This window comes from Paraburkholderia tropica, assembly GCF_900109265.1.
In the GTDB taxonomy this organism is placed as follows: domain Bacteria; phylum Pseudomonadota; class Gammaproteobacteria; order Burkholderiales; family Burkholderiaceae; genus Paraburkholderia; species Paraburkholderia tropica.
This window is the reverse complement of record NZ_FNZM01000004.1, coordinates 359,532-382,706: the sequence shown is the minus strand read 5'-3', so window position 1 is coordinate 382,706 and position 23,175 is coordinate 359,532. Positions and strand designations below refer to the sequence as shown.

Sequence of the window (23,175 nt, the reverse complement as noted above, 5' to 3'; positions counted from 1 at the left end):
GCATGTCGCGATAGCGCCAGTGCGCGTCGTGTGTGCGCAAGTTGCGCGCGATTTGGACGCTTACGTTTGCTCCGTCCGCACTGCTGCCCGGCGCGCTGCCAGGCCCTGAATTGCGGCACTTTTCAACCGTATCGCGAGTCAAGAGAAACCGACACCATGAGAAAAGCAAACGCACTGGTACTGACCGCAATCGCACTGGCGCTGTCCGCACTATCGAATTCGAGTCATGCGCAGAGCAGCGTCACGATGTACGGCATCATCGATGCGGGGGTGACGTACGTCACCAATGCAGGCGGCTCGCATCAAGTCAAATTCGACGACGGCATTTCGTACGCGAACCGTTGGGGCATCAAAGGCACGGAAGATCTCGGCGGCGGCATGAAAGCCGTTTTCGATCTGGAAAGCGGATTTCACCTCGGCAATGGCACGCTCGCGAATGGCGGCTCGCTATTCGGCCGCGCGGCGTATGTGGGTCTGCAGAGCGATTGGGGCACGCTCACGTTCGGCAATCAAATCGACATGACGCAGGAGATGGTCTATCTCTTCAACGTTACCGCGTGGGCGAGCGGCTACGCCATCAATCAGGGCGACTTCGACCGCATGAATGGCGACCATCTGCCGAACTCGGTGAAGTTCATGTCGAACACGTATGGCGGTTTCCAGTTCGGCGGCATGTATTCATTCAGCAATACGCCCGGCGATTTTCACACGGGCAGCGCGTGGAGCGTGGGCGCGCAATATCAGCACGGTGCATTCGCGATGGGCGCGGCTTATACGCAGTTGAATAATCCATCCGGAATTTACGGTTTCGATCCTTACGCGATGATCGGCGTGCATACCTTCTTCGGCCGCCCGACCGTGAGCGTCGATCCCACCACGGGCGCGGTCACCGATCTATACGCGGACAGCGCGTTTCCCGTCGATAAACAAGGCACATTCGGCATCGGCGCGAGTTATGTGATTGGCGACGTCACGCTGATGAGCGATTTCACCTATACGCAAATCAAGGCGTTTGGCGAAAGCGAACACATGCTCGTGGCCGAAGGCGGCGCCGACTGGCAAATCACGCCCGCGCTCGCGCTGATTGGCGGTTACCAGTACACGCACTTCGACGGCCATCACTGGAATCAGCTTTCGGCGGGGCTGCATTACGCGCTCTCGAAACGCACCGAAGTTTATCTGTCCGGCGACTGGCTGAAGGCTTCGCAAGGCGTCGATGCCGTGATCGGCTACAGCTTCACGCCGTCTTCGACCACGACGCAGGCCGATGTGCGAATCGGTATGCGCCATTCGTTCTGAAACTTTAATCGTTCGCCGCAGTTTGCGCGGTGCAGCAAATCGAATTTTCCGCACCAGGCCGGCGTCATGCCGGCTTGCGCTTTTCGACCGCGAATCATCGTCAACCCGTCCGGCCAGACGCCCCGACGCCCCGTCTGGCGGGGCCGTCCACGCGCAATGGCGCTTTTGTTCTATCTGATCCGGGCGCCAATTTGGTCTACTGATTCCAGCGTCACTCATGCCACGCCAAGCCGGAGAAGTCAGATGAATGTCAGCGTCTTCGACCTGTTCAAGATTGGGATTGGCCCGTCGAGCTCGCATACCGTCGGTCCGATGGTTGCCGCTTGCCGCTTCGTGTCCCATATCGAGGACGCCAATTTGCTGGCCTTCGTGCGCCGCGTGAAGGTCGAGCTGTACGGCTCCCTGGGCGCCACCGGCAAGGGCCACGGAACCGACAAGGCCGTGCTGCTCGGTCTCGAAGGGCATCTGCCCGATGTGATCGATCCCGATCAGATCGAACCGCGCCTTGCCGCGATTCGTCGCGAGAAGACCCTGATGCTGCTCGGCAAGCAGTCGATTCGTTTCGACGAAAAAGAAGGCATCGGTTTCTTTCGTCGCACGATGGGCGGCGCGAATACCTTGCATTCCAACGGCATGCGCTTTCAGGCTTTCGATGAAAACGGCCAGTTGCTGGTGGAGAAGGAGTATTACTCGGTTGGCGGCGGCTTTGTCGTGAATCGCGAGGGCGATCGCGTCAATGGCGTGCGCACGGCGCATGAGATGCCGTATCCGTTTCGCACCGGCGACGATCTGCTGCGCGTCTGCAATGAGAGCGGGCTATCCATTGCGGAGATTACGTTCGCCAATGAATGCGCGACGCGATCGCCGGACGAGGTGCGGGAAGGCTTGATGGCGATCTGGCGCACGATGGCTGCGTGCGTGGAGCGCGGCTGCAAGATGCACGGCCAATTGCCCGGTCCGATGCAGGTCAAGCGCCGCGCCGCCGATCTTTCCGTGCAATTGCGCGCGCGCTCCGAGGAGTCGTTGCGTGACCCGCTTTCAATGCTCGACTGGGTCAATCTCTACGCGATGGCGGTGAATGAAGAAAACGCCGCGGGCGGCCGCGTCGTCACCGCGCCGACCAATGGCGCGGCCGGGGTGATTCCCGCCGTGCTCCATTACTACGTGAAATTCGTGCCGGGCGCGAACGAAAAAGGCATCGCCGATTTCCTGCTGACCGCCGCCGCGATTGGCGTCATCTACAAGGAAACAGCCTCGATTTCAGGGGCCGAAGTGGGTTGCCAGGGCGAAGTGGGCGTCGCCTGTTCGATGGCCGCCGCCGCGCTCGCGGCCGTAATGGGCGGCACGCCTTTGCAGGTCGAGAACGCCGCCGAGATCGGCATGGAGCACAACCTCGGCATGACGTGCGATCCCGTCGGCGGCCTCGTGCAGATTCCCTGCATCGAGCGCAACGCGATGGGCGCGATCAAGGCGCTGAACGCCGCGCGTATGGCGCTCAAGGGCAATGGCCAGCATTACGTCACGCTCGACAACGTCATCAAGACGATGCGCGAAACGGGCGCCGACATGAAGACGAAATACAAGGAGACGTCACGCGGTGGACTCGCCGTGAACGTCATCGAATGCTAATGGAAACGCGCAAACGGAAACACGCAAAGGGGTCTGCGAGATGAGCCGCTATTCGATATTCAGTCTGTTCCGCAACGGGTTGTCGTATCACGAGAACTGGGAGCGGCAGTGGAGAAGTCCCGAGCCGAAAAAGGAGTACGACGTGGTGATCGTCGGCGGCGGCGGACATGGTCTCGCGACCGCGTATTACCTCGCCAAAGAGCACGGCGTGAAGAATGTCGCCATTCTGGAGAAAGGCTGGATTGGCGGCGGTAATACCGCGCGCAATACGACCATCGTGCGCTCGAATTATCTGTGGGACGAGTCGGCCGCGCTTTACGAAAAAGCGATGCAGCTGTGGGAAGGTCTCGCACAGGATCTCAACTACAACGTGATGTTCAGTCAGCGCGGCGTGATGAATCTCGCCCATACGCTGCAGGACGTGCGCGATACAGAGCGCCGCGTGAATGCGAACCGGCTCAACGGCGTGGACGCTGAATTCCTCACGCCGGAACAGATCAAGGAAATCGAGCCGACGATCAATCTGAATAGCCGCTATCCGGTGCTGGGCGCGTCGATTCAGCGCCGCGCGGGCGTGGCGCGTCACGACGCTGTGGCGTGGGGCTTCGCGCGCGGCGCGGACCGTGCCGGCGTGGACATTATCCAGAACTGCCAGGTCACGGGCATTCGCCGCGACGGCGGCCGCGTGACGGGCGTCGATACGGTGAAAGGCTTTATCAAGGCGAAGAAAGTGGCCGTGGTCGCCGCGGGCAATACCACCACGCTCGCCGATATGGCCGGCGTGCGCCTGCCGCTGGAAAGCCATCCGTTGCAGGCGCTCGTTTCGGAGCCGATCAAACCGGTCGTCAATACGGTGATCATGTCGAACGCGGTGCATGCCTATATCAGCCAGTCCGACAAGGGCGATCTCGTGATTGGCGCGGGCGTCGATCAGTACACCGGATTCGGCCAGCGCGGCAGTTTCAATATTATCGAAGGCACGTTGCAGGCGATCGTCGAAATGTTCCCGGTCTTTTCGCGCGTGCGCATGAATCGCCAGTGGGGCGGCATTGTCGACGTCTCGCCGGACGCCTGCCCGATTATCAGCAAGACCGATGTGAAGGGCCTGTATTTCAATTGCGGTTGGGGCACGGGTGGTTTCAAGGCGACGCCGGGTTCGGGCTGGGTCTTTGCGCACACCATTGCGAACGACGAACCGCATCCGCTGAATGCGCCGTTCTCGCTCGACCGTTTCTACACCGGTCATCTGATCGACGAACACGGCGCTGCCGCCGTGGCGCATTAACCGCACACAGGATAGACACATCATGCTGCTGATCGAATGCCCCTGGTGCGGGCCGCGCGCCGAAATCGAATTCACCTGCGGCGGCGAAGCGGAAATCGCTCGCCCGCTCGATACCGACGTGCTGAGCGACAAGGAGTGGGGCGATTATCTGTTCATGCGCCACAATCCGCGCGGCGTGCATAAAGAGCAATGGCTGCATGCGCAAGGTTGCCGCCGCTGGTTCATGGCGACGCGCGATACGGTGACGTACGAGATTCAAAGCTACGAGAAGTTTGGCGCGGGCAATCACGCGAGCAACGAAAAAGATCTGGAAAAAGGGAGCGCACAGCGATGAGCCAGAAGAACCGCCTCGGCGCCGGTGGGCGCATCAACCGCGCGATTCCGCTGACGTTCACGTTCAACGGTCGCACGTATCAGGGTTATCAGGGCGACACGCTCGCTTCCGCGCTGCTCGCGAACGACGTGCATTTCGTGGCGCGCAGTTTCAAATACCACCGTCCGCGCGGCATCGTCACGGCGGACGTGGCCGAGCCGAATGCCGTTGTGCAACTCGAGCGCGGCGCGCATACCGTGCCGAATGCGCGCTCGACCGAGATCGAGTTGTATCAGGGGCTGGTGGCGAATAGCGTGAACGCCGAACCGAACCTCGAAAACGATCGCATGGCGATCAATCAAAAGTTCTCGCGCTTTTTGCCCGCGGGCTTTTACTACAAGACGTTCATGTGGCCGCGTAAATGGTGGCCGAAATACGAAGAAAAGATTCGCGAGGCGGCGGGTCTCGGTAAATCGCCTGAAGTGCGTGACGGCGATCGTTACGACAAGTGTTTCGCGCATTGCGACGTGCTCGTGATCGGCGGCGGCCCGACGGGTCTGGCGGCCGCGCACACGGCCGCGTTGAGCGGCGCGCGCGTGATGCTGATCGACGATCAGCGCGAACTCGGCGGCAGCCTGCTCGGCTGCAAGGCGGAGATCGACGGCAAGCCCGCGCTGCAATGGGTCGAAAAGATCGAAGCCGAATTGTCCGCCATGCCGGACGTGAAGATTCTCTCGCGCAGCACGGCATTCGGCTATCAGGATCACAATCTCGTGACCGTTGCTCAACGGTTGACCGAGCATCTGCCGGTGTCCACGCGTCACGGCACGCGCGAACTGCTGTGGAAGATTCGTGCGAAGCGCGTGATTCTCGCCACCGGCGCGCAGGAGCGTCCGGTTGTATTCGGCAATAACGATTTGCCGGGCGTCATGCTCGCGTCGGCGGTATCGACTTATCTGCATCGCTATGGCGTGATTCCGGGCCGTAATGCGGTGGTGTTCACGAATAACGACGCGGGCTATCGTTGCGCGCTCGATCTCAAGGCGTGCGGCGCAAACGTGACGCTCGTCGATTCGCGCGCACAAGGCAGTGGCGCATTGCAAAGCGCTGCGCGTCGCCAGGGCGTGAAGGTGATGAACAACGCCGCGATCATGACGGCGCACGGCAAACTGCGCGTGAATGCCGTGGACCTGGTCGCGTATGCGAACGGCAAAACCGGCGCGAAGCAGGCAACGATTCCGTGCGACCTCGTGGCGATGTCGGGCGGCTTGAGCCCCGTGCTGCATCTGTTCGCGCAATCGGGCGGCAAGGCGCTCTGGAACGACACGAAAGCGTGCTTCATGCCGGGCAAGCGCGTGCAGCCCGAAGTCAGCGTGGGCGCGGCGGTCGGCGAATTCAGTCTGGCGCGCGGCCTGACGCTCGCGGTCGATGCCGGGCTCGACGCGGCGCAAAGTCTCGGCTTCAAGCTCGCGCGTCCGAATGTGCCCAAGGTGGCGGAATTGAGCGAATCGCCGCTCGAGCCGCTGTGGCTCGTCGGCAGCCGCACGGAAGCGTCGCGCGGCCCGAAGCAGTTTGTCGATTTCCAGAATGACGTTTCGGCGGCCGATATTCTGCTGGCCGCGCGCGAAGGATTTGAATCGGTCGAACACGTCAAGCGTTATACGGCGATGGGTTTCGGCACCGATCAGGGCAAGCTCGGCAATATCAACGGCATGGCGATTCTCGCGGCGGCGCTCGGCAAAACGATTCCGGAAACCGGCACGACGACGTTCCGCCCGAATTACACGCCGGTGACGTTCGGCACCTTTGCGGGCCGCGAACTCGGGGACTTTTTCGATCCGGTGCGCAAGACCTGCGTTCACGAATGGCACGTCGAGCACGGCGCGTTGTTCGAGGACGTGGGCAACTGGAAACGCCCGTGGTATTTCCCGAAGGGCGGCGAAGATCTTCACGCGGCGGTGAAGCGCGAATGTCTCGCGGTGCGTAATGGCGTCGGCATACTCGACGCGTCGACGCTCGGCAAAATCGATATTCAAGGACCGGACGCGGCGAAACTGCTCAACTGGGTGTATACGAATCCGTGGAGCAAACTCGAAGTCGGCAAATGCCGCTATGGCCTCATGCTCGATGAAAACGGCATGGTGTTCGACGACGGCGTGACGGTGCGCCTCGGCCCGCAGCATTACATGATGACGACCACGACCGGCGGCGCGGCGCGCGTGCTCACGTGGCTCGAACGCTGGCTGCAAACGGAATGGCCCGATATGAAGGTGCGGCTCGCTTCCGTGACCGATCACTGGGCGACCTTCGCGGTGGTCGGCCCGAAGAGCCGGAAGGTGCTGCAAAAGGTTTGCGGAGATATCGACTTCGAGAATGCGGCGTTTCCGTTCATGTCGTATCGCAATGGTACGGTCGCGGGCGTGAAATCGCGCGTCATGCGCATCAGCTTCTCGGGCGAACTCGCTTATGAAGTGAATGTGCCGGCGAATGCGGGGCGCGCCGTGTGGGAAGCGTTGATGGCCGCGGGCGCCGAATTCGACATCACGCCTTATGGCACGGAAACGATGCACGTGCTGCGGGCGGAGAAGGGTTACATCATCGTCGGCCAGGACACCGATGGTTCGGTGACGCCGTTCGATCTCGGCATGGGCGGTCTGGTTTCTCAAACCAAGGACTTCCTGGGCCGCCGCTCGCTCAAGCGTTCCGATACGGCAAAAGAAGGGCGTAAGCAGTTCGTCGGTCTGCTCACCGACGATCCGCAATTCGTGCTGACCGAAGGCAGCCAGATCGTCGACGAAAACGCGCGCGCTCGAAACGACGGCACGACGCCCATGCTCGGTCATGTCACGTCGAGTTATCAGAGCCCGATACTCGATCGCTCGATTGCGCTCGCGGTAATTAAAGGCGGTTTGGACAGGATGGGCGAACGCGTGGTGATTCCGCTCGCCGATGGGCGGCGTGTGGGCGCGAAGATTGTCAGCCCGGTTTTCTACGACATCGAAGGGGTGCGTCAGCATGTGGAATGAAACGAGAGATCCGATGCCCCTCGCGGAGCGTGCCGTGAGCGTGAATCTGGAGTCGCCGTTTATCGGCGTGGAAGATCTGTTGAAGGTGCAAGATGCACGCGGATCGAAGGCCTTCGCGATGCGCGAGCAGCCGTTTCGCGATCTGGTGAATGTGCGCGGCGAATTGAGCGATGCAGCTTTTGTCGAGGCATTCGAGCGGACGGTCGGTTGCCGTCCGCCCGCCGCGCCGAATACCGTTGCGCGCAGCGCCAATTACGACGTGCTGTGGCTCGGCCCCGACGAATGGCTCGTGCGTTCGAGTGCGCCTGTGCCTGCGGGTGTGCTCGAAGCGAAACTCGCGCCGGAAATTGGCGAATGCTACGCGGCGGCCGTCGACGTCGGCAGTGGCTATACCGTGGTCGAAGTCGAAGGCACGCGTGTGCGCGACGTGCTGTCGCGCGGCTGTCCGCTCGATCTGCATCCGTCGCTGTTCAAACCGGGGCAATGCGCGCAGAGCCTGTATTTCAAGGCCTCGATCGTGTTGATTCCGATTGCGGCGGATCGCTACGAACTGGTCGTGCGACGCAGTTTCGCCGATTACTTCTGCCGCATCATGCTCGATGCCGCGGCATCGCTCGCGCCATGAAGATCGTCGATGGCACCTTCGACAATGCGCCTGCATGCGGGCGCGGCTGGAGCGTGTTCGTCGACGCGCTCAGTGTGCCGGCGCGTATCGGCATTCATCCGCATGAACACGGGCAGCCGCAGCCGCTCGTGATCGACGCGCAGCTCGGATATGGCCGCGCGCCGAAAGAGGAAGGCGACTGGATCGATTACGAAAGTTGGTGTGCGCGCATCGCGGACTTTCTCGCGCACAAATCCCATACGCGTTTGCTCGAAACGCTGGTAGCCGATGTGGCGGCGCTGTCGTTTCGCGAATGGCCCGCGCTCGAGACGCTCACGCTGGCCGTGCACAAGCCGAAGATCCGGCCCGGCACGCGCCGCGTGGGCGTATCGCTCGACTGGACGCGTGCGGATTATCTGCAATGGAACGCAACGGCAGCGCAGATGCACGCGCACGCATAGCCACTTCGTGGTGCAGTTGAGTGTCGGCGTGGTGCAAACGCGCGTCGGGTTTTGCATGGTTTGAAGAGGGCACACGGCGCTACGCTCGAATCATCGCCGTTGCAGCGCGTGCGCAAAGACGCAGCGGCGCTTTTCATCAACAACGAAACGGAGACAAGCGATGAGTGGCAATCGAGGCGTCGTGTACATGGGCCCGGGCAAGGTCGACGTGCAGAAGATCGACTATCCGAAGATGGTGGATCCGAGCGGCCGCAAGATCGGTCATGGCGTGATTCTCAAGGTCGTCAGCACGAATATCTGCGGATCGGATCAGCATATGGTGCGCGGGCGCACGACGGCGCCGGTCGGCCTCGTGCTCGGCCATGAAATCACGGGCGAAGTGGTCGAGATCGGCAACGATGTCGAAACGCTCAAACTCGGCGATCTCGTTTCCGTGCCGTTCAACGTCGCGTGCGGACGCTGCGCGATGTGCAAGGATCAAAATACCGGCGTGTGCCTGAACGTGAATCCGTCGCGCGCGGGCGGTGCCTATGGTTATGTCGATATGGGCGGCTGGATCGGTGGTCAGGCCGAATATGTGCTCGTGCCGTATGCCGATTTCAATCTGCTCAAATTCCCCGATCGCGATCAGGCGATGTCGAAGATTCGCGATCTCACCTGTCTCTCCGACATTCTGCCCACGGGCTATCACGGTGCCGTGACGGCGGGCGTGAAGCCGGGCTCGACGGTCTATGTCGCGGGCGCGGGACCGGTCGGCATGGCGGCGGCCGCATCGGCGCGCCTGCTGGGCGCGGCCTGCACGATCGTCGGCGACATGAACGCGGAACGTCTCGCGCACGCGAAAGCGATGGGATTCGAAGTCGTCGATCTGTCGAAAGACGCCACGCTCGGCGAGCAGGTCGAGCAGATTCTCGGCAAACCCGAGGTCGATTGCGCGGTCGATTGCGTGGGTTTCGAAGCGCATGGTCACGGCGCATCGGGGCATGCGGAAGAGGCGCCCGCAACCGTGCTCAATTCGCTGATGGAAATCACGCGGCCCGCAGGCATGATCGGCATTCCCGGTCTTTACGTCACCGACGATCCGGGCGCGCGCGATCTCGCCGCGCAGCACGGCAGCCTGAGCATCCGCTTCGGCCTCGGCTGGGCGAAATCGCATACGTTCCATACCGGTCAGACGCCGGTGCTCAAATACAACCGCAATCTCATGCAGGCGATTCTGTTCGACCGTTTGCCGATTGCGAAAATCGTTAACGTCTCGGTGATTTCGCTCGACGAAGCGCCGCAAGGCTATAAGCAATTCGATGGCGGCGCGCCGCGCAAGTTTGTGATCGATCCGCACGGCTTGCTGGCCGCGTGATCGGAAGCATTCGATTTATTTTCGCCCTCGCGCAATAAAAAACGGGCAACCGGTTTAAAGCCGGTCGCCCGCTTTGCGTTGCCTGAACGCATGGCATCGCTAGACGTGTGCGCTGAGCATCGGCAATAAGGGCTTCGGTGTATCCGCGCCCGAAAGCGGCGCGAGGCGCTTGCGACGCTCGCCGGTGGGCGCGCTGCCGAATGCGTCGCGATAGCTCTTGCTGAAATGACACGCCGACTGAAAGCCGCAGGCCATCGTGATCTGCATGATCGACATATCGGTTTGCAGCAGCAATTCACGCGCGCGGCGCAGGCGCAAGGTCAGATAGTAATGCGTGGGCGTCATGCCCAGATGCTCGTGAAAGAGTCGCTGCAATTGCCGTTGCGACATATTCGCGAGCCGCGCGAGGTCCTCGCGCGAAAGCGGCTCCTCGATGTTGTTCTCCATGAGCGAGATGACTTCGAAAAGCGATTTGTTCGCGGACCCGAGTCGCGCCACGAGCGGCATGCGCTGCTGCGCGCTGGTGTCGCGAACGTGCTCGACCACGAACTGTTCGGCGATCTGCGTGACGCGCGCCGTCCCCACGCGCGTGGTGATGAGATTGAGCATCATGTCGAGCGGCGCGACGCCGCCCGTGCAGGTCACGCGGTCGCGGTCGATCACGAATAGCTCTTTGAGAAAGCGCGTAGACGGAAATTCCTCCTTCAGCGCCGACATGTTTTCCCAATGAATCGCGCATGCATAGCCGGCCAGCAGTCCGGCCTTGGCGAGCGCATAGGTGCCGGTGCACAGGCTGCCCAGCACGACGCCCGAGCGTGCGAAGCGACGCAATACGGCAAGATGCGCCGCGGTGGTCGCGCGCTGCACGTCGACACCGCCGCAGACGAACACGATATCGGGCTGGCCCGCGCATTCGGCCGGGCCGCTGTCGATGGACAGGCCGTTGCTCGATGCGACCGGGCCGCCGTCCGGGCTGATGATCGACCAGCGGTAGAGGGGTTGCCCGCTCAGGTAGTTAGCCATGCGTAGCACTTCGATGGCGTTCGTGAACGCGATCATCGTGAAGTCGGGCAGCGGCATGAACGCGAAGTGCGCTAACGACGCTGTGCGGTCGGGCAACATGTGGGGGGCCATTCCTTGTAGTCGGCAGCCTGAGAAGGCCGGGGTCCCGGGCCAGGCTACCGCAATTCTGGAATCGGGCAAGGGCAGTGTGCCATGCGGCAAAACCCTAAGTCCACGACGTCAAAAATCCTTCAGGCGTAAAAAACACGAACGTGCGGCGAAGCTGGTGCAGCGTTGCCCGCTTAACTGGCAAAGCGTGAGCAAACATGGACAGCTTGCACCATCACCTGCACGTCGCCCACGCGCGGTGCATCGAAAACTTGTTTCGGATCGGGAAATATTCGATTTGACATATCCACTTTAAGTCCACTTGCATCGACCGCCTGCGCACGCCATGCGTTGAATGGCTTGCGCGCTGACTTGTGAAAAATGGACGCGGATGGCGGAAAAGGAAAAGAACGCGTCTGAATTCATACATCGGCGGGGAATTCGAACGACAAGAATAGAGCCGTCGGCCAGAACCTTGCGCAGCGGCTGCAAAGCCAGGCGGGGCGGGCCTTGCGCGTTACTGGAAATGCTGTTCCATTCGTCACGGACGCCTTATGTCGCACACTGAATCTTTCTTCTCGCAAACGCTCGCGCAGCACGACTCGGCCGTGCGCGGCAGCATTCTGAAAGAACTCGAACGTCAGCAGTCGCAGGTTGAAATGATCGCGTCGGAAAACATCGTGTCGCGCGCGGTGCTCGAAGCGCAAGGATCGGTGCTGACGAATAAATATGCCGAAGGCTATTCGGGCAAGCGCTATTACGGCGGCTGCGAATTTGCAGACGAAATCGAAGCGCTCGCCATCGATCGTCTGAAGAAACTCTTTAACGCCGGCTTTGCCAACGTTCAACCGCATTCGGGCGCGCAGGCCAATGGCGCCGTCATGCTTGCGCTTGCCAGGCCAGGCGACACCGTGCTGGGCATGTCGCTCGACGCAGGCGGCCACCTCACGCATGGCGCGAAGCCGGCGCTCTCGGGCAAGTGGTTCAACGCCGTGCAGTACGGCGTGAATCGCGACACCTTGCTGATCGATTACGACCAGGTCGAGGAGCTGGCACAACAACACAAGCCGAGCCTGATCATCGCGGGCTTTTCCGCCTATCCGCGCGCGCTGGACTTCGCGCGCTTTCGCGCGATTGCCGATCGCGTCGGCGCGAAGCTGATGGTCGATATGGCGCATATCGCGGGCATCGTCGCCGCCGGCCGTCATCAGAATCCGGTCGATCATGCGCATGTGGTGACGTCGACCACGCACAAGACGCTGCGCGGCCCGCGCGGCGGCGTGGTGCTCACGAACGACGAGGAGATCGCGAAGAAGATCAACTCGGCCGTGTTCCCGGGTCTGCAAGGCGGCCCGCTGATGCACGTGATCGCGGGCAAGGCGGTGGCGTTCGGCGAAGCGCTTCACGACAGTTTCAAAACCTATATCGACAGCGTGCTCGCCAATGCGCGCGCACTCGGCGAGGTGCTCAAGGCGGGCGGCGTCGATCTGGTGACGGGCGGCACGGACAACCATCTGCTGCTCGTCGATTTGCGGCCCAAGGCCCTCAATGGCGCGCAGGTCGAACAGGCGCTCGAGCGCGCGGGCATTACCTGCAACAAGAACGGCATTCCTTTCGATACCGAAAAGCCCACGGTCACCTCCGGCATTCGTCTGGGGACGCCGGCGGGAACGACGCGCGGATTCGGTGTGGCGGAATTCCGTGACATCGGCAGGCTGATTCTCGAGGTCGTCGATGCGCTGCGCACGCATCCCGAAGGCGATGCCGCCACGGAGCAGCGCGTGCGCCGCGAGATATTCGCGCTCTGCGAGCGCTTCCCGATTTACACGCACGCATAACCGGCGTCGTATGCATCATTCGCTTCACGCGCAATACCTACCCATTCAAACCCCACGCCCGTTTCGGAGTCAGCAATGAGCAATCTGCACGAAAACAGCATCATCATCGATGGTCTGAACATTTCCAAGTTCGACCGCTCGGTATTCGAAGACATGCGCAAAGGCGGCATTACCGCGGCGAACTGCACGGTGTCCGTGTGGGAGAGCTTTACGAAGACCGTCGATAATATTGCGCAGATGAAACAGCAGATTCGCGACAACGGCGAATTGCTCACGCTCGTGCGCACGACCGACGATATCCTGCGCGCGAAAAAGGAAAGCCGCACGGGCGTGATTCTCGGCTTCCAGAACGCGCATGCGTTCGAGGACAACATCGGCTATATCGAAGCATTCGCCGATATGGGCGTGCGCGTGGTGCAGCTTTGCTACAACACGCAGAATCTCGTGGGCACCGGTTGTTATGAACGCGACGGCGGCCTCTCCGATTTCGGCCGCGAAGTGATCACGGAAATGAATCGCGTGGGGATCATGGTCGATCTTTCGCACGTGGGCGGCAATACGTCTTCGGAAGCCATCGCATTTTCGAAGAAGCCGGTCTGCTATTCGCACTGTCTGCCTTCGGGCCTGAAGGAACATCCGCGCAACAAGAGCGACGCGCAGCTCAAGGAAATCGCCGACGCGGGCGGCTTTGTCGGCGTAACGATGTTTGCGCCGTTCCTCAAGCGCGGCATCGACGCGAGCGTCGAAGACTATATCGAAGCGATCGACTACGTGGTGAATCTGATCGGCGAGGATACGGTCGGCATCGGCACCGACTTCACGCAGGGTTATAGCGTGGACTTCTTCGACTGGCTCACGCACGACAAGGGCCGTTATCGCCGTCTGACGAATTTCGGCAAGGTCGTGAATCCGGAAGGCATTCGCACGATCGGCGAGTTTCCGAATCTCACGGCGGCCATGGAACGCGCCGGCTGGAAAGAATCGCGTATCCGCAAGATCATGGGTGAAAACTGGGTGCGAGTGTTTCGCGACGTCTGGGGCGCGTGATTTTCAGACGTCTCGTAACGCGAAAACAAAAATACGTTTAGCCATTCCGAACCCTAAAAGCTGCAAACCGATAAAACGATTATTCCGGAGCCCCACGAAATGCAACCGCAATTGCCGATCGACGTCGACGCGAATACCGGCGTCTGGACCACGGACGCACTGCCCATGCTGTATGTGCCACGCCACTTCTTCACCAACAATCACACGGCAGTCGAAGAGGCGCTGGGCCGCGAGACCTACGCGGAGATTCTCTATAAGGCGGGCTATAAATCGGCGTATCACTGGTGCGCGAAGGAAGCCGAAAAGCACGGAATGAGCGGCATGGCCGTCTTCGAGCATTATCTGAAGCGCCTCTCGCAACGCGGCTGGGGCCTCTTCACGATCGTCGAAGCCGATCCCGCTACGGCGCACGCACGCATCGAATTGCGTCATTCCTCGTTCGTGCTCGCGCAGCCGGGTAAGCACGGCAAGCTCTGCTACATGTTCGCGGGCTGGTTTGCAGGTGCGATGGACTGGGTCAACGACACGGCCGGTGCCGGCGCGCATGCGCCGCGTGCGCAATCCAGGGAGGTGCAATGCGCCGCCGAAGGTCATGCGCATTGCGTCTTCGAGGTTTCGCCAATCACGTCCTGACGCATTCTCGCGACCGGATCATCAGCCTTAAAAAAAGCCCGCATTACGAATTACCCGAATACCCGAGGCCGTCAGCGATGCGCTATCCCCACTTGTTCAAACCTTTGACGCTCAATCAGCTTACGCTGCGCAACCGCATCGTGAGCACTGCCCATGCCGAGGTCTATGCCGAGCCGGGCGGGCTGCCGGGCGACCGCTATATCCGCTACTACGAAGAGAAAGCCAAGGGCGGTGTGGGCCTCGCGGTGTGCGGCGGCTCGAGTCCGGTGTCGATCGACAGCCCGCAAGGATGGTGGAAGTCGGTGAATCTCTCGACCGACAAGATTATCGATCCGCTCGCGCGTCTGGCCGAGGCGATGCATCGTCACGGTGCGAAGATCATGATTCAGGCCACGCACATGGGACGCCGTTCGGCGTTTCATGGCGAGCACTGGCCGCATCTGATGACGCCGTCGGGCGTGCGCGAACCGGTGCATCGCGGCAATGCGAAGATCATCGAGGTGGAGGAAATTCGCCGCATCATCGCGGACTTTGCGGCGGCTGCAAAGCGCGTGAAGGACGCGGGGATGGACGGCATAGAAATCTCCGCCGCGCATCAGCATTTGATCGATCAATTCTGGAGCCAGCGCACCAATTTTCGCACCGACGAATGGGGCGGTTCGCTGAAGAACCGTTTGCGCTTTGGCGTGGAAGTGCTCGAAGCCGTGCGCGAAGCGGTCGGTAAGGATTTTTGCGTGGGCTTGCGCATGTGTGGCGACGAATTCCACGAAGACGGTCTCGATCACGAGCAATTAAAAGAGATCGCGCAGGCCATGGCGGAAACCGGTTTGATCGATTATCTCGGGGTGATCGGCTCGGGCGCGGATACGCACAACACGCTCGCGAATTGCATGCCGCCGATGGCCTTGCCGCCTGAGCCGTTCGTGCATCTCGCGGCGGGTATCAAGTCGGTGGTCAGTCTGCCCGTGATGCATGCACAGAGCATTCGCGATGCGGGCCAGGCCGAGCGCCTGCTCGCGAACGGCATGGTCGATCTCGTGGGCATGACGCGCGCGCAGATTGCCGACCCGCATATGGTCATCAAGATTCGCGACGGCCGCGAAGACGAAATCAAGCAATGCGTGGGCGCGAATTATTGCATCGACCGCCAGTACAACGGGCTCGACGTGCTCTGTGTGCAGAACGCGGCGACGTCGCGTGAAGCGACCATGCCGCATGTGATCGAAAAATCACGCCGAGCGAAGCGCAAGGTGGTCGTCGTGGGTGCGGGTCCGGCGGGACTGGAAGCGGCGCGCGTAGCGCGTTTGCGTGGTCACGACGTCGTGCTGTTCGAAAAGGGCGACGCCGTTGGCGGTCAGATTCTGCTTGCCGCGAAAGCGCCGCAGCGCGAGCAGATGGCCGGCATCGTACGCTGGTTCGATATGGAAACGAAGCGTCTTGGCGTCGATCGTCGCCTGGGCGTGGAAGCGGATGATAAAACCATTCTCGCTGAGAGGCCCGACATCATCGTGCTCGCGACCGGGGGCTCGGCCTTCACGCAACAGGTGCCTGCGTGGAGCGTCGACACGGGGCTTGCGGTGAGTTCGTGGGACATTCTTTCGGGCCGCGTGGCGCCGAAGCAGAATGTGCTCGTCTACGACGGCGTAAGCACGCATGCGGGCGCGGGCGTGGCCGACTTCATGTCGAGCCGGGGATCGAAGGTGGAGATCGTGACGCCGGACGTGAAAGTGGCCGACGACGTGGGCGGCACGACATTCCCGATTTTCTATCGCCGACTTTACGCGCAAGGCGTCATTCACACGCCGAATTACTGGCTCGACCGCGTGTACGAGGAGGACGGCAAGAAGATCGCCGTACTGCGCAACGAATATACGGAAGAGCAGGAAGAGCGCGCGGTCGATCAGGTGGTGATCGAAAACGGCAGCACGCCCAATGACGCTTTGTACTGGAAACTCAAACCCGAATCGCTCAATCGCGGCCAGGTGGATGTGCACAAACTGTTTGCTGCCGAACCGCAGCCCTCATTGTCCGAAGAACTGGGCAATGGCCGTTTCCTGCTGTTCCGCGTGGGCGACTGCATTTCGATGCACAACATCCACGGTGCAATTTACGACGCGCTGCGCCTCGCGAAGGACTTCTGAACCATGAACCCGACCTGGCTGATTACCGCGCTACTGTGGCTGTCGATGGCGGGGCTGGCGTTCGCAGTCGCGAGGCGCGCGTCATACTGGCGAGTGGGACGCGCAGCAGCGCCTTCGTCTACTGGCGTCGACAAGCTGTTCAGCATTCCAAAGCGTTATTTCGTGGATCTGCATCATGTGGTCGCGCGTGATCCCTATATCGCCAAGACGCACGTGGCGACGGCAGGCGGCGCGATTGCGGCGCTGGCGCTCGTGTTCATCAATTATGGGCTGGCTATTTATTCGCCGTGGATCGACAAGCTCATTTTTCTCGCGGCAATCGCCATGCTGATCGGCGTGGTGTTCGTGTGGCGCCGACGTCGTGCGAAGCAGCTGCCCGCACGACTTTCCCGCGGTCCGTGGAATGCACTGCCGTGGCTGCTGGGTTCGTTCGCGCTGGGCATCGCGCTCTTTACACTGGTGCCCGCGAGCGCGATGTCGGGCGGATTCGCGGTGCTGTGTGCGGCACTGATCGGTGTGGGTGCGTTCGCGATGACGTTTGGCGCCGCAAAAGGCGGCCCGATGAAACACGCCGTGGCGGGTTTGCTGCATCTCGCGTTTCATCCGCGCCAGGAACGCTTCGCCGCTACACGTGAAGCGTGGACTGGCAATGGCATCGCCACGCCGCCCACTGCACTGAAACTCGCCGATGTCGAGCAGCAACAGGACTATGGCGTAGCGAAGGCGGTGGAATTTCGCTGGAATCAATTGCTGAGTTTCGATGCCTGCGTGCAATGCGGCAAATGCGAGGCGGCGTGTCCCGCCTTCGCGGCCGGTCAACCGCTCAATCCGAAGAAGCTGATTCAGGATCTCGTCGTGGGCATGGCGGGCGGAACGGACGCCGCGTATGCAGGTAGCCCGACGCCGGGCATTCCCGTCGGCCAGCATCGCGGCACGCCGAATGGTCCGATCGTCTCCGGCTTGATCGAAGCGCAAACGCTGTGGTCGTGCACCACCTGCCGCGCGTGCGTGCAGGAGTGCCCGATGCTGATCGAGCATGTCGATGCCATCGTCGATATGCGTCGCAATCAGACGCTCGTACACGGCACCGTGCCGGGCAAAGGCCCGGAAGTGCTGGCGAATCTGCGCGAGACGGGGACGGCGGGCGGCTACGACAAGGCGGCTCGCTACGACTGGTCGGTCGATCTCAATGCACCCATCGCGCAAGCGGGCCAGCGCGTTGACGTGCTGCTCGTCGCGGGCGAAGGCGCGTTCGACATGCGTTATCAACGCACGCTGCGGGCGTTCGTGAAAGTGCTGAACAAGGCGGGCGTGAATTATGCGGTGCTCGGCGCGCAGGAAGCGGATACGGGTGACGTCGCGCGTCGTCTCGGCGACGAGGCCACGTTCCAGCACATGGCGCAGCAGATGATGCGCACGCTGGCGACGCTGAGTTTCGCGCGCATCGTCACCGCGGATCCGCATGTGATGCACAGCCTGCGCAATGAATATCGCGCGTTGGGTGCGCGCTACGACGTCCTGCATCACACGACCTTGCTCGCAGAACTGGCCGCGAGCGGTCGCATCGCACCGAAGGCAGCCGAAGCGCTGCGCGAGAAACGCACGACGTACCACGATCCCTGTTATCTGGGCCGCTACAACGGCGAGATCGAAGCGCCGCGCAAATTGCTCAAGACCATTGGCATTCAGGTCGTGGAAATGGAGCGCAACGGTCTGCGCGGACGATGCTGCGGTGGCGGCGGCGGCGCGCCGCTTACGGATATTCCGGGCAAGCAGCGTATTCCGGATATTCGTATGGCCGATGCGCGCGCAGTGGGGGCGGACGTCGTCGCCGTGGCGTGCCCGAATTGCACGGCAATGCTCGAAGGCGTCGTGGGCCCGCGCGCGGAAGTGCTTGACGTGGCCGAACTCGTAGCCGCTTCGCTGGAGTAAATCGATGAACGCAACGACGAACGCAATCAAGCGGATCGATCCGCGTCGGCCTTTTATTGTCACGGCGACGGGGCTCAAGCGGATCACGCTGGGCGAGACCGGAAGTGCCAATACAGGCGATGGTCAGTGGGACGCGCATCGTGCGCACGGTGATATCGCCAAACCCAAAAGAACGATCAGGCGTCCGAATCAAATCATTCTGGCCACGGCCCATACGGAGCGAGGTGCGCTCGACGATCACGCGTGCCAGGTCATTGCGGCCGCCGCGCTGCTCGCCGATGCGCAAACCGAAGTCGCGCTGCTGGTATTCGGTGAACTCAAGGACGACGCGGCCGCGCTGGGCGTGGACAAACTGATCGAATTGACGGACTACGACCGCCGCACGTTCGCGCCGGAAAGCGAATTGCGCGCGCTGCAGGCGTGTGCTGCGGCGCTTGCGCCGCGTCACGTGCTGCTGCCGGACAACGCGAGCGGCGACGGCGATCTCGGCCGCCGTTATGCCGCGTCGACCGGCGCGAGCGTGGCCGCGCATGTGGTGGAAATCGACGCGAAACATGTGGGGGTCTACGAGCAGGCGAAGCGTGCATTCGCGACGCGCGCCCTGCCGGATGTGATGCTGCTGGCGCCCAATGCGGTGGAAGCGAAGCTGCCGTTTATCGGTGCGGGCGAGCGCCTCGCTGGCGATTTCATTCGACCGGCAAGCGATCTTTCTCAACCGTATCGCGATCTCGGCATCGAAGAGATCGATGCTGCGCAGGTCGCGCTGGAAGAGGCGGACTTTATCGTCGCCGCGGGCAACGGTGTAAGCGATGTCGCTCAGTTCGAATGCCTTGCTGGCGTGTTTGGCGCAGCGATCGGCGCGAGCCGTGTGGCGGTCGACAACGGTCATTTCACGCGCGACAAGCAGGTGGGCGCGACTGGCAAGACGGTGGAGGCCAGTGTGTATATCGCGTTCGGCATTTCCGGCGCCGTGCAGCATTTGCAGGGTATCAAGGATTGCCGTCACGTGATCGCCGTGAATCTCGACGGCAGCGCGCCCATTGCCAAACGCGCGAATCTCACCGTGGTGGGCGATGCACAGGCGACAATCGCCGCGTTGATCGAACAGGTGCAGGCGGCGCGCGGCGCGAGTCGCGCGACGCCCGCTGAAACGCGCGTCGTCGCGCGCGAACGTCATCCCGCAGGAGTGGCCGCATGAACGCACCTGGACGGATCGAACGCATCGCGGTGCTCGTCTCGACAGGACGCCATCCGGTGAGCGGTACGCCGCGCTATAGCCGTAACGATGCGCTCGCGCTCGAACTCGGGCACCAACTCGCGCAACGCCATCGTGCATTGATCGACGTGATTCACGCGGGCGATCCGCACGATCCCGCTTTGAACGACTATCTCGCGCTCGGCGCGCGCGAAGTGCAAGTGCTCGCCTGTGCGGAACACGACGACGCGGCGCGCGTGCTCGCCGAACGCGTGCGCGGCTATGACCTTGTGCTGACCGGCACGCGCGCGGAAGGCGCGCACGATTCGGGCATGTTGCCGTATGGCGTGGCGGCGGCGCTGGCGTTGCCGATCGTCGGCGGTGCGGTCGACATCGACGTCGACGCGGCGAGTCGCAGCGCCATCGTGCGCCAGTTCTTGCCGAAAGGGTTGCGTCGCCGCGTGCAGATCGCACTGCCCGCCGTGATTGCGGTGCATCCACTGGCGAACGCGCAACCGCGCTATGCCTACGCGCGCATGCGTGCCGGCACGATCCAGCCTGCCGTGATCGGACGTTTCAAGTCTGACGAATCGGGCGCGTGGCGCGTGGGGCCGGCGGAGCGCAAACCGGTGAAATTCGCCGCCGCCGAAAAGCGTTCGGGCCATGCGCGCATGCTTTCCGCCACCACGACCGAAAGCCGCGGCGGCAACGTCGTAATTGAAGGGAGTTCGGTCGAAAAAGCACAAGTGATTCTCGCGTATTTGCGCGAGCATCAACTCATCGATTACTGAATTTGCCGGTCTGTCGGCAAGAACCAGGGATGCAAAATCCGGAGCACACGATGAACGTATCGGCAGACATTCGCGCACTGCTGGCGCGCCGCGAAGAAGGGTATAGCCTCGAAGCACCGTTTTACCGCAGCGAAGAAATTTTCGCGCTCGATATGGAGGCGATTTTCCGCCAACACTGGATTCAGGTCGCCGTGGAGCCGGAAGTGCCGGAGCCGGGCGATTATGTGACCGTGGAACTGGGTGGCGATTCGATTCTGATCGTGCGCGACGACGACATGCAGGTGCGCGCGTTTCATAACGTTTGCCGCCATCGCGGCGCGCGTTTGTGCAACGAGCAGAAAGGCACGGTGGGCAATATCGTTTGCCCGTATCACAGCTGGACGTACAGCCTCACCGGCGAACTGATGTTCGCCGAGCATATGGGCGAGCAATTCGACCGTTGCAAGCACAGCCTGAAGCCGGTGCACGTGCAAAACCTGGCCGGCTTGATCTTCGTGTGTCTCGCCGACGAACCGCCCGCCGACTTCGCGATGATGCGCGCCGCCATGGAGCCGTATCTGTTGCCGCACGATTTGCCGGCGTGCAAAGTCGCCGCGCAGGTCGACATCATCGAGAAAGGCAACTGGAAGCTCGTGATGGAAAACAATCGCGAGTGTTATCACTGCGTTGCCAACCATCCCGAACTCACGATTTCGCTCTATGAATACGGCTTCGGCTACCAGCGCACGACGGCAAACGCCGAAGGCATGGACGCGTTCGAGCGCACCTGCACGGAACGCGCGCAGCAATGGGAGCAAATGAATCTGCCGTCGGTGGAAATCGAAAAACTGCTGGAGGTCACGGGATTTCGCACGCAACGACTGCCGCTCGATCGCAGCGGTGAATCGCAGACGCTCGATGCGAAAGTGGCCTCGAAGAAACTGCTCGGCGAATTCCGCAATGCCGATCTGGGCGGTCTGTCGTTCTGGACGCAGCCGAATTCGTGGCATCACTTCATGAGCGATCACATCGTGTCGTTTTCGGTGATTCCGTTGTCGGCGGGCGAAACGCTCGTACGTACGCGCTGGCTCGTCCATCAGGAAGCGCGCGAAGGGATCGATTACGACGTGGCGAATCTCACGGCGGTATGGAACGCGACCAACGACCAGGACCGTACGCTGGTGGAATATTCGCAGCGCGGCGCGGCCAGCAGCGCGTATGAGCCGGGCCCGTATTCGCCGTACACGGAAGGGCTGGTGGAGAAGTTCACGGCCTGGTATGTCGGCCGTCTTGCCGAGAAGATCGGCGCATAACGTAGAACGCGTATGACGCGGAGAGTCTGACATGATGCGAGATGCGGCCCAATTCGATCCCACGGACAGCCGGGTGACGCGCCCGGCGTTCTGGGGCACGCTGCCCGAACGCTGGACGAGCGACGTCGAGGAAACCCTCGTGTGCTGTCACGTGCGGCAGGAAACGCACGACGTGAAGAGTTTTTTTCTGCGCTCGCCGCAAGGGCGCACGTTCTCGTTCGAACCCGGGCAATTCGTGACGCTCGAACTCGAAATAGACGGCGAGTCGGTGAATCGCTGCTATACGATTTCGTCTTCGCCCGCGCGGCCGCATACTATTTCCATTACGGTGAAGCGCGTGCCGGGCGGGAAGGTCTCCAACTGGCTGCACGATAATCTGCAACCGGGCGCGACCTTGCGCGTGCTCGGTCCCGCGGGCGAATTCACGTGTGCACGGCATCCGGCGAACAAATTTCTATTTCTCTCGGCGGGTTCGGGCGTCACACCGCTGATGTCGATGAGCCGTGCGCATCACGATCTTGCTGAGGACCGCGATATCGTATTCGCGCATAGCGCACGCACGCCGGACGACATTATCTTCGCGCGAGAACTCGAATTGATTGCATCGAGTCATGCGCATTTTCGCACCGCGTTCGTCTGCGAACGCGTGGGCGCGCGGACGGACTGGCATGGCGTGACGGGCTTTCTCTCGCTGCCCCTGCTCAAATTGATCGCGCCGGATTTCATGGAGCGCGAGATTTTCTGTTGTGGTCCCGCGCCTTATATGCAGGCCGTGCGCAATCTGCTGGACGAAGCGGGCTATGCGCGCGAACACTATCACGAAGAAAGTTTCTCGTTCGAAACACTGACGGCGGACGAACCCGACACGCAGACGCACGAACTCGCGCAGGCTGCCACGCAAACTTTCGCCGACGCGACCACGTACACGATCACCTTCGCAAAAAGCCGTCGCGAGATTGCCTGCAACTCGCAGCAAACCGTGCTTGAAGCGGCGCGCCAGGCCGGCGTGCGTCTCGCCTCGTCGTGCGCGCAAGGCATGTGCGGAACCTGCAAGGTCAAACTCGTTTCCGGGCAGGTGGAGATGAAGCACAGCGGCGGCATTCGTCAGCGCGAAATCGATCAGGGCATGGCGTTGCTGTGCTGTTCGAAGCCGCTTTCGGATCTCGTCGTCGATAAATAAAAGCAGGGAAAAAGCCCGCGTCGCTAGACGACAAGATTGCGT

At 61.6% G+C, this 23,175-nt stretch carries 18 protein-coding genes; 17 read left to right on the top strand and 1 reads right to left on the bottom strand.

What is annotated here, in order from left to right:
• Positions 1–156: 156 nt before the first annotated feature.
• The 8 genes from BMY06_RS08415 to fdhA all read left to right on the top strand — a co-directional run bounded on the left by BMY06_RS08415 (position 157) and on the right by fdhA (position 9,974).
• A complete protein-coding gene (locus BMY06_RS08415) occupies positions 157–1,299 on the top strand; it encodes a porin (RefSeq protein ID WP_065059944.1) in 1,143 nt (380 codons plus the stop codon).
• Positions 1,300–1,542: 243 nt separating this feature from the next.
• Positions 1,543–2,928, top strand: a complete 1,386-nt coding sequence (locus BMY06_RS08410) for an L-serine ammonia-lyase (RefSeq protein WP_074982574.1) — start codon at positions 1,543–1,545, stop codon at positions 2,926–2,928.
• A gap of 40 nt (positions 2,929–2,968) precedes the next feature.
• Positions 2,969–4,213: a sarcosine oxidase subunit beta family protein gene (locus BMY06_RS08405; protein WP_065059942.1), complete on the top strand. Its 1,245-nt coding sequence runs from the start codon at positions 2,969–2,971 to the stop codon at positions 4,211–4,213.
• Positions 4,214–4,235: 22 nt separating this feature from the next.
• Positions 4,236–4,547 carry a sarcosine oxidase subunit delta gene (locus tag BMY06_RS08400; protein WP_074982572.1) on the top strand — a complete coding sequence of 104 codons (312 nt, stop codon included), beginning with the start codon at positions 4,236–4,238 and terminating at the stop codon, positions 4,545–4,547.
• A complete protein-coding gene (locus BMY06_RS08395; RefSeq protein WP_074982571.1) occupies positions 4,544–7,552 on the top strand; it encodes a sarcosine oxidase subunit alpha family protein in 3,009 nt (1,002 codons plus the stop codon). Before BMY06_RS08400 ends, BMY06_RS08395 begins: the two co-directional genes overlap by 4 nt.
• Entirely contained in the window at positions 7,542–8,177 is a 636-nt protein-coding gene (locus BMY06_RS08390; RefSeq protein ID WP_074982569.1) for a sarcosine oxidase subunit gamma, read from the top strand. The genes BMY06_RS08395 and BMY06_RS08390 overlap by 11 nt, the downstream gene beginning before the upstream one ends.
• The gene (locus BMY06_RS08385; RefSeq protein ID WP_074982567.1) at positions 8,174–8,617 is read left to right on the top strand and encodes a dihydroneopterin aldolase; all 444 of its coding nucleotides are present in this window, start codon (positions 8,174–8,176) and stop codon (positions 8,615–8,617) included. Before BMY06_RS08390 ends, BMY06_RS08385 begins: the two co-directional genes overlap by 4 nt.
• A 160-nt stretch (positions 8,618–8,777) precedes the next feature.
• Positions 8,778–9,974, top strand: coding sequence for a formaldehyde dehydrogenase, glutathione-independent (gene fdhA / locus BMY06_RS08380; protein ID WP_065059937.1), 1,197 nt, complete (start codon positions 8,778–8,780; stop codon positions 9,972–9,974).
• A gap of 99 nt (positions 9,975–10,073) precedes the next feature.
• Here fdhA and BMY06_RS08375 read toward each other — a convergent pair whose 3' ends face one another.
• Complete coding sequence (locus tag BMY06_RS08375; protein WP_065059936.1) at positions 10,074–11,096, bottom strand: GlxA family transcriptional regulator; 1,023 nt, start codon at positions 11,094–11,096, stop codon at positions 10,074–10,076.
• A 542-nt stretch (positions 11,097–11,638) separates the two neighbouring features.
• Between BMY06_RS08375 and BMY06_RS08365 the strand changes: the two genes are divergently transcribed.
• From BMY06_RS08365 to BMY06_RS08325, 9 genes are all read left to right on the top strand, one after another.
• On the top strand, positions 11,639–12,922 hold the full coding sequence (locus BMY06_RS08365; protein WP_074982564.1) for a serine hydroxymethyltransferase: 1,284 nt from the start codon (positions 11,639–11,641) through the stop codon (positions 12,920–12,922).
• Between the two features lie 75 nt (positions 12,923–12,997).
• Complete coding sequence (locus BMY06_RS08360; protein WP_065059934.1) at positions 12,998–13,969, top strand: dipeptidase; 972 nt, start codon at positions 12,998–13,000, stop codon at positions 13,967–13,969.
• A gap of 99 nt (positions 13,970–14,068) precedes the next feature.
• Positions 14,069–14,602: a DUF5943 domain-containing protein gene (locus tag BMY06_RS08355; protein ID WP_065059933.1), complete on the top strand. Its 534-nt coding sequence runs from the start codon at positions 14,069–14,071 to the stop codon at positions 14,600–14,602.
• A gap of 77 nt (positions 14,603–14,679) precedes the next feature.
• Positions 14,680–16,743, top strand: a complete 2,064-nt coding sequence (locus BMY06_RS08350) for an NADH:flavin oxidoreductase (RefSeq protein ID WP_074982563.1) — start codon at positions 14,680–14,682, stop codon at positions 16,741–16,743.
• A gap of 3 nt (positions 16,744–16,746) precedes the next feature.
• Positions 16,747–18,675, top strand: a complete 1,929-nt coding sequence (locus BMY06_RS08345) for a (Fe-S)-binding protein (RefSeq protein WP_074982561.1) — start codon at positions 16,747–16,749, stop codon at positions 18,673–18,675.
• Positions 18,676–18,679: 4 nt separating this feature from the next.
• The gene (locus BMY06_RS08340) at positions 18,680–19,873 is read left to right on the top strand and encodes an electron transfer flavoprotein subunit alpha/FixB family protein (protein WP_074982560.1); all 1,194 of its coding nucleotides are present in this window, start codon (positions 18,680–18,682) and stop codon (positions 19,871–19,873) included.
• Positions 19,870–20,661 (top strand): drug:proton antiporter, encoded by a 792-nt coding sequence (locus BMY06_RS08335; protein ID WP_074982558.1) that lies wholly within the window; start codon positions 19,870–19,872, stop codon positions 20,659–20,661. Before BMY06_RS08340 ends, BMY06_RS08335 begins: the two co-directional genes overlap by 4 nt.
• Before the next feature lie 50 nt (positions 20,662–20,711).
• On the top strand, positions 20,712–21,953 hold the full coding sequence (locus BMY06_RS08330) for an aromatic ring-hydroxylating oxygenase subunit alpha (RefSeq protein ID WP_074982710.1): 1,242 nt from the start codon (positions 20,712–20,714) through the stop codon (positions 21,951–21,953).
• Between the two features lie 31 nt (positions 21,954–21,984).
• Positions 21,985–23,133 carry an FAD-binding oxidoreductase gene (locus tag BMY06_RS08325; RefSeq protein ID WP_074982556.1) on the top strand — a complete coding sequence of 383 codons (1,149 nt, stop codon included), beginning with the start codon at positions 21,985–21,987 and terminating at the stop codon, positions 23,131–23,133.
• Positions 23,134–23,175: the final 42 nt, after the last annotated feature.

Bases quoted from the DNA above. Each gene is read 5' to 3' on its own strand.
- BMY06_RS08415 (WP_065059944.1), top strand. From the start codon at position 157: ATGAGAAAAGCAAACGCACTGGTACTGACCGCAATCGCACTGGCGCTG.
- BMY06_RS08410 (WP_074982574.1), top strand. From the start codon at position 1,543: ATGAATGTCAGCGTCTTCGACCTGTTCAAGATTGGGATTGGCCCGTCG.
- BMY06_RS08405 (WP_065059942.1), top strand. From the start codon at position 2,969: ATGAGCCGCTATTCGATATTCAGTCTGTTCCGCAACGGGTTGTCGTAT.
- BMY06_RS08400 (WP_074982572.1), top strand. From the start codon at position 4,236: ATGCTGCTGATCGAATGCCCCTGGTGCGGGCCGCGCGCCGAAATCGAA.
- BMY06_RS08395 (WP_074982571.1), top strand. From the start codon at position 4,544: ATGAGCCAGAAGAACCGCCTCGGCGCCGGTGGGCGCATCAACCGCGCG.
- BMY06_RS08390 (WP_074982569.1), top strand. From the start codon at position 7,542: ATGTGGAATGAAACGAGAGATCCGATGCCCCTCGCGGAGCGTGCCGTG.
- BMY06_RS08385 (WP_074982567.1), top strand. From the start codon at position 8,174: ATGAAGATCGTCGATGGCACCTTCGACAATGCGCCTGCATGCGGGCGC.
- fdhA (WP_065059937.1), top strand. From the start codon at position 8,778: ATGAGTGGCAATCGAGGCGTCGTGTACATGGGCCCGGGCAAGGTCGAC.
- BMY06_RS08375 (WP_065059936.1), bottom strand. From the start codon at position 11,096: ATGTTGCCCGACCGCACAGCGTCGTTAGCGCACTTCGCGTTCATGCCG.
- BMY06_RS08365 (WP_074982564.1), top strand. From the start codon at position 11,639: ATGTCGCACACTGAATCTTTCTTCTCGCAAACGCTCGCGCAGCACGAC.
- BMY06_RS08360 (WP_065059934.1), top strand. From the start codon at position 12,998: ATGAGCAATCTGCACGAAAACAGCATCATCATCGATGGTCTGAACATT.
- BMY06_RS08355 (WP_065059933.1), top strand. From the start codon at position 14,069: ATGCAACCGCAATTGCCGATCGACGTCGACGCGAATACCGGCGTCTGG.
- BMY06_RS08350 (WP_074982563.1), top strand. From the start codon at position 14,680: ATGCGCTATCCCCACTTGTTCAAACCTTTGACGCTCAATCAGCTTACG.
- BMY06_RS08345 (WP_074982561.1), top strand. From the start codon at position 16,747: ATGAACCCGACCTGGCTGATTACCGCGCTACTGTGGCTGTCGATGGCG.
- BMY06_RS08340 (WP_074982560.1), top strand. From the start codon at position 18,680: ATGAACGCAACGACGAACGCAATCAAGCGGATCGATCCGCGTCGGCCT.
- BMY06_RS08335 (WP_074982558.1), top strand. From the start codon at position 19,870: ATGAACGCACCTGGACGGATCGAACGCATCGCGGTGCTCGTCTCGACA.
- BMY06_RS08330 (WP_074982710.1), top strand. From the start codon at position 20,712: ATGAACGTATCGGCAGACATTCGCGCACTGCTGGCGCGCCGCGAAGAA.
- BMY06_RS08325 (WP_074982556.1), top strand. From the start codon at position 21,985: ATGATGCGAGATGCGGCCCAATTCGATCCCACGGACAGCCGGGTGACG.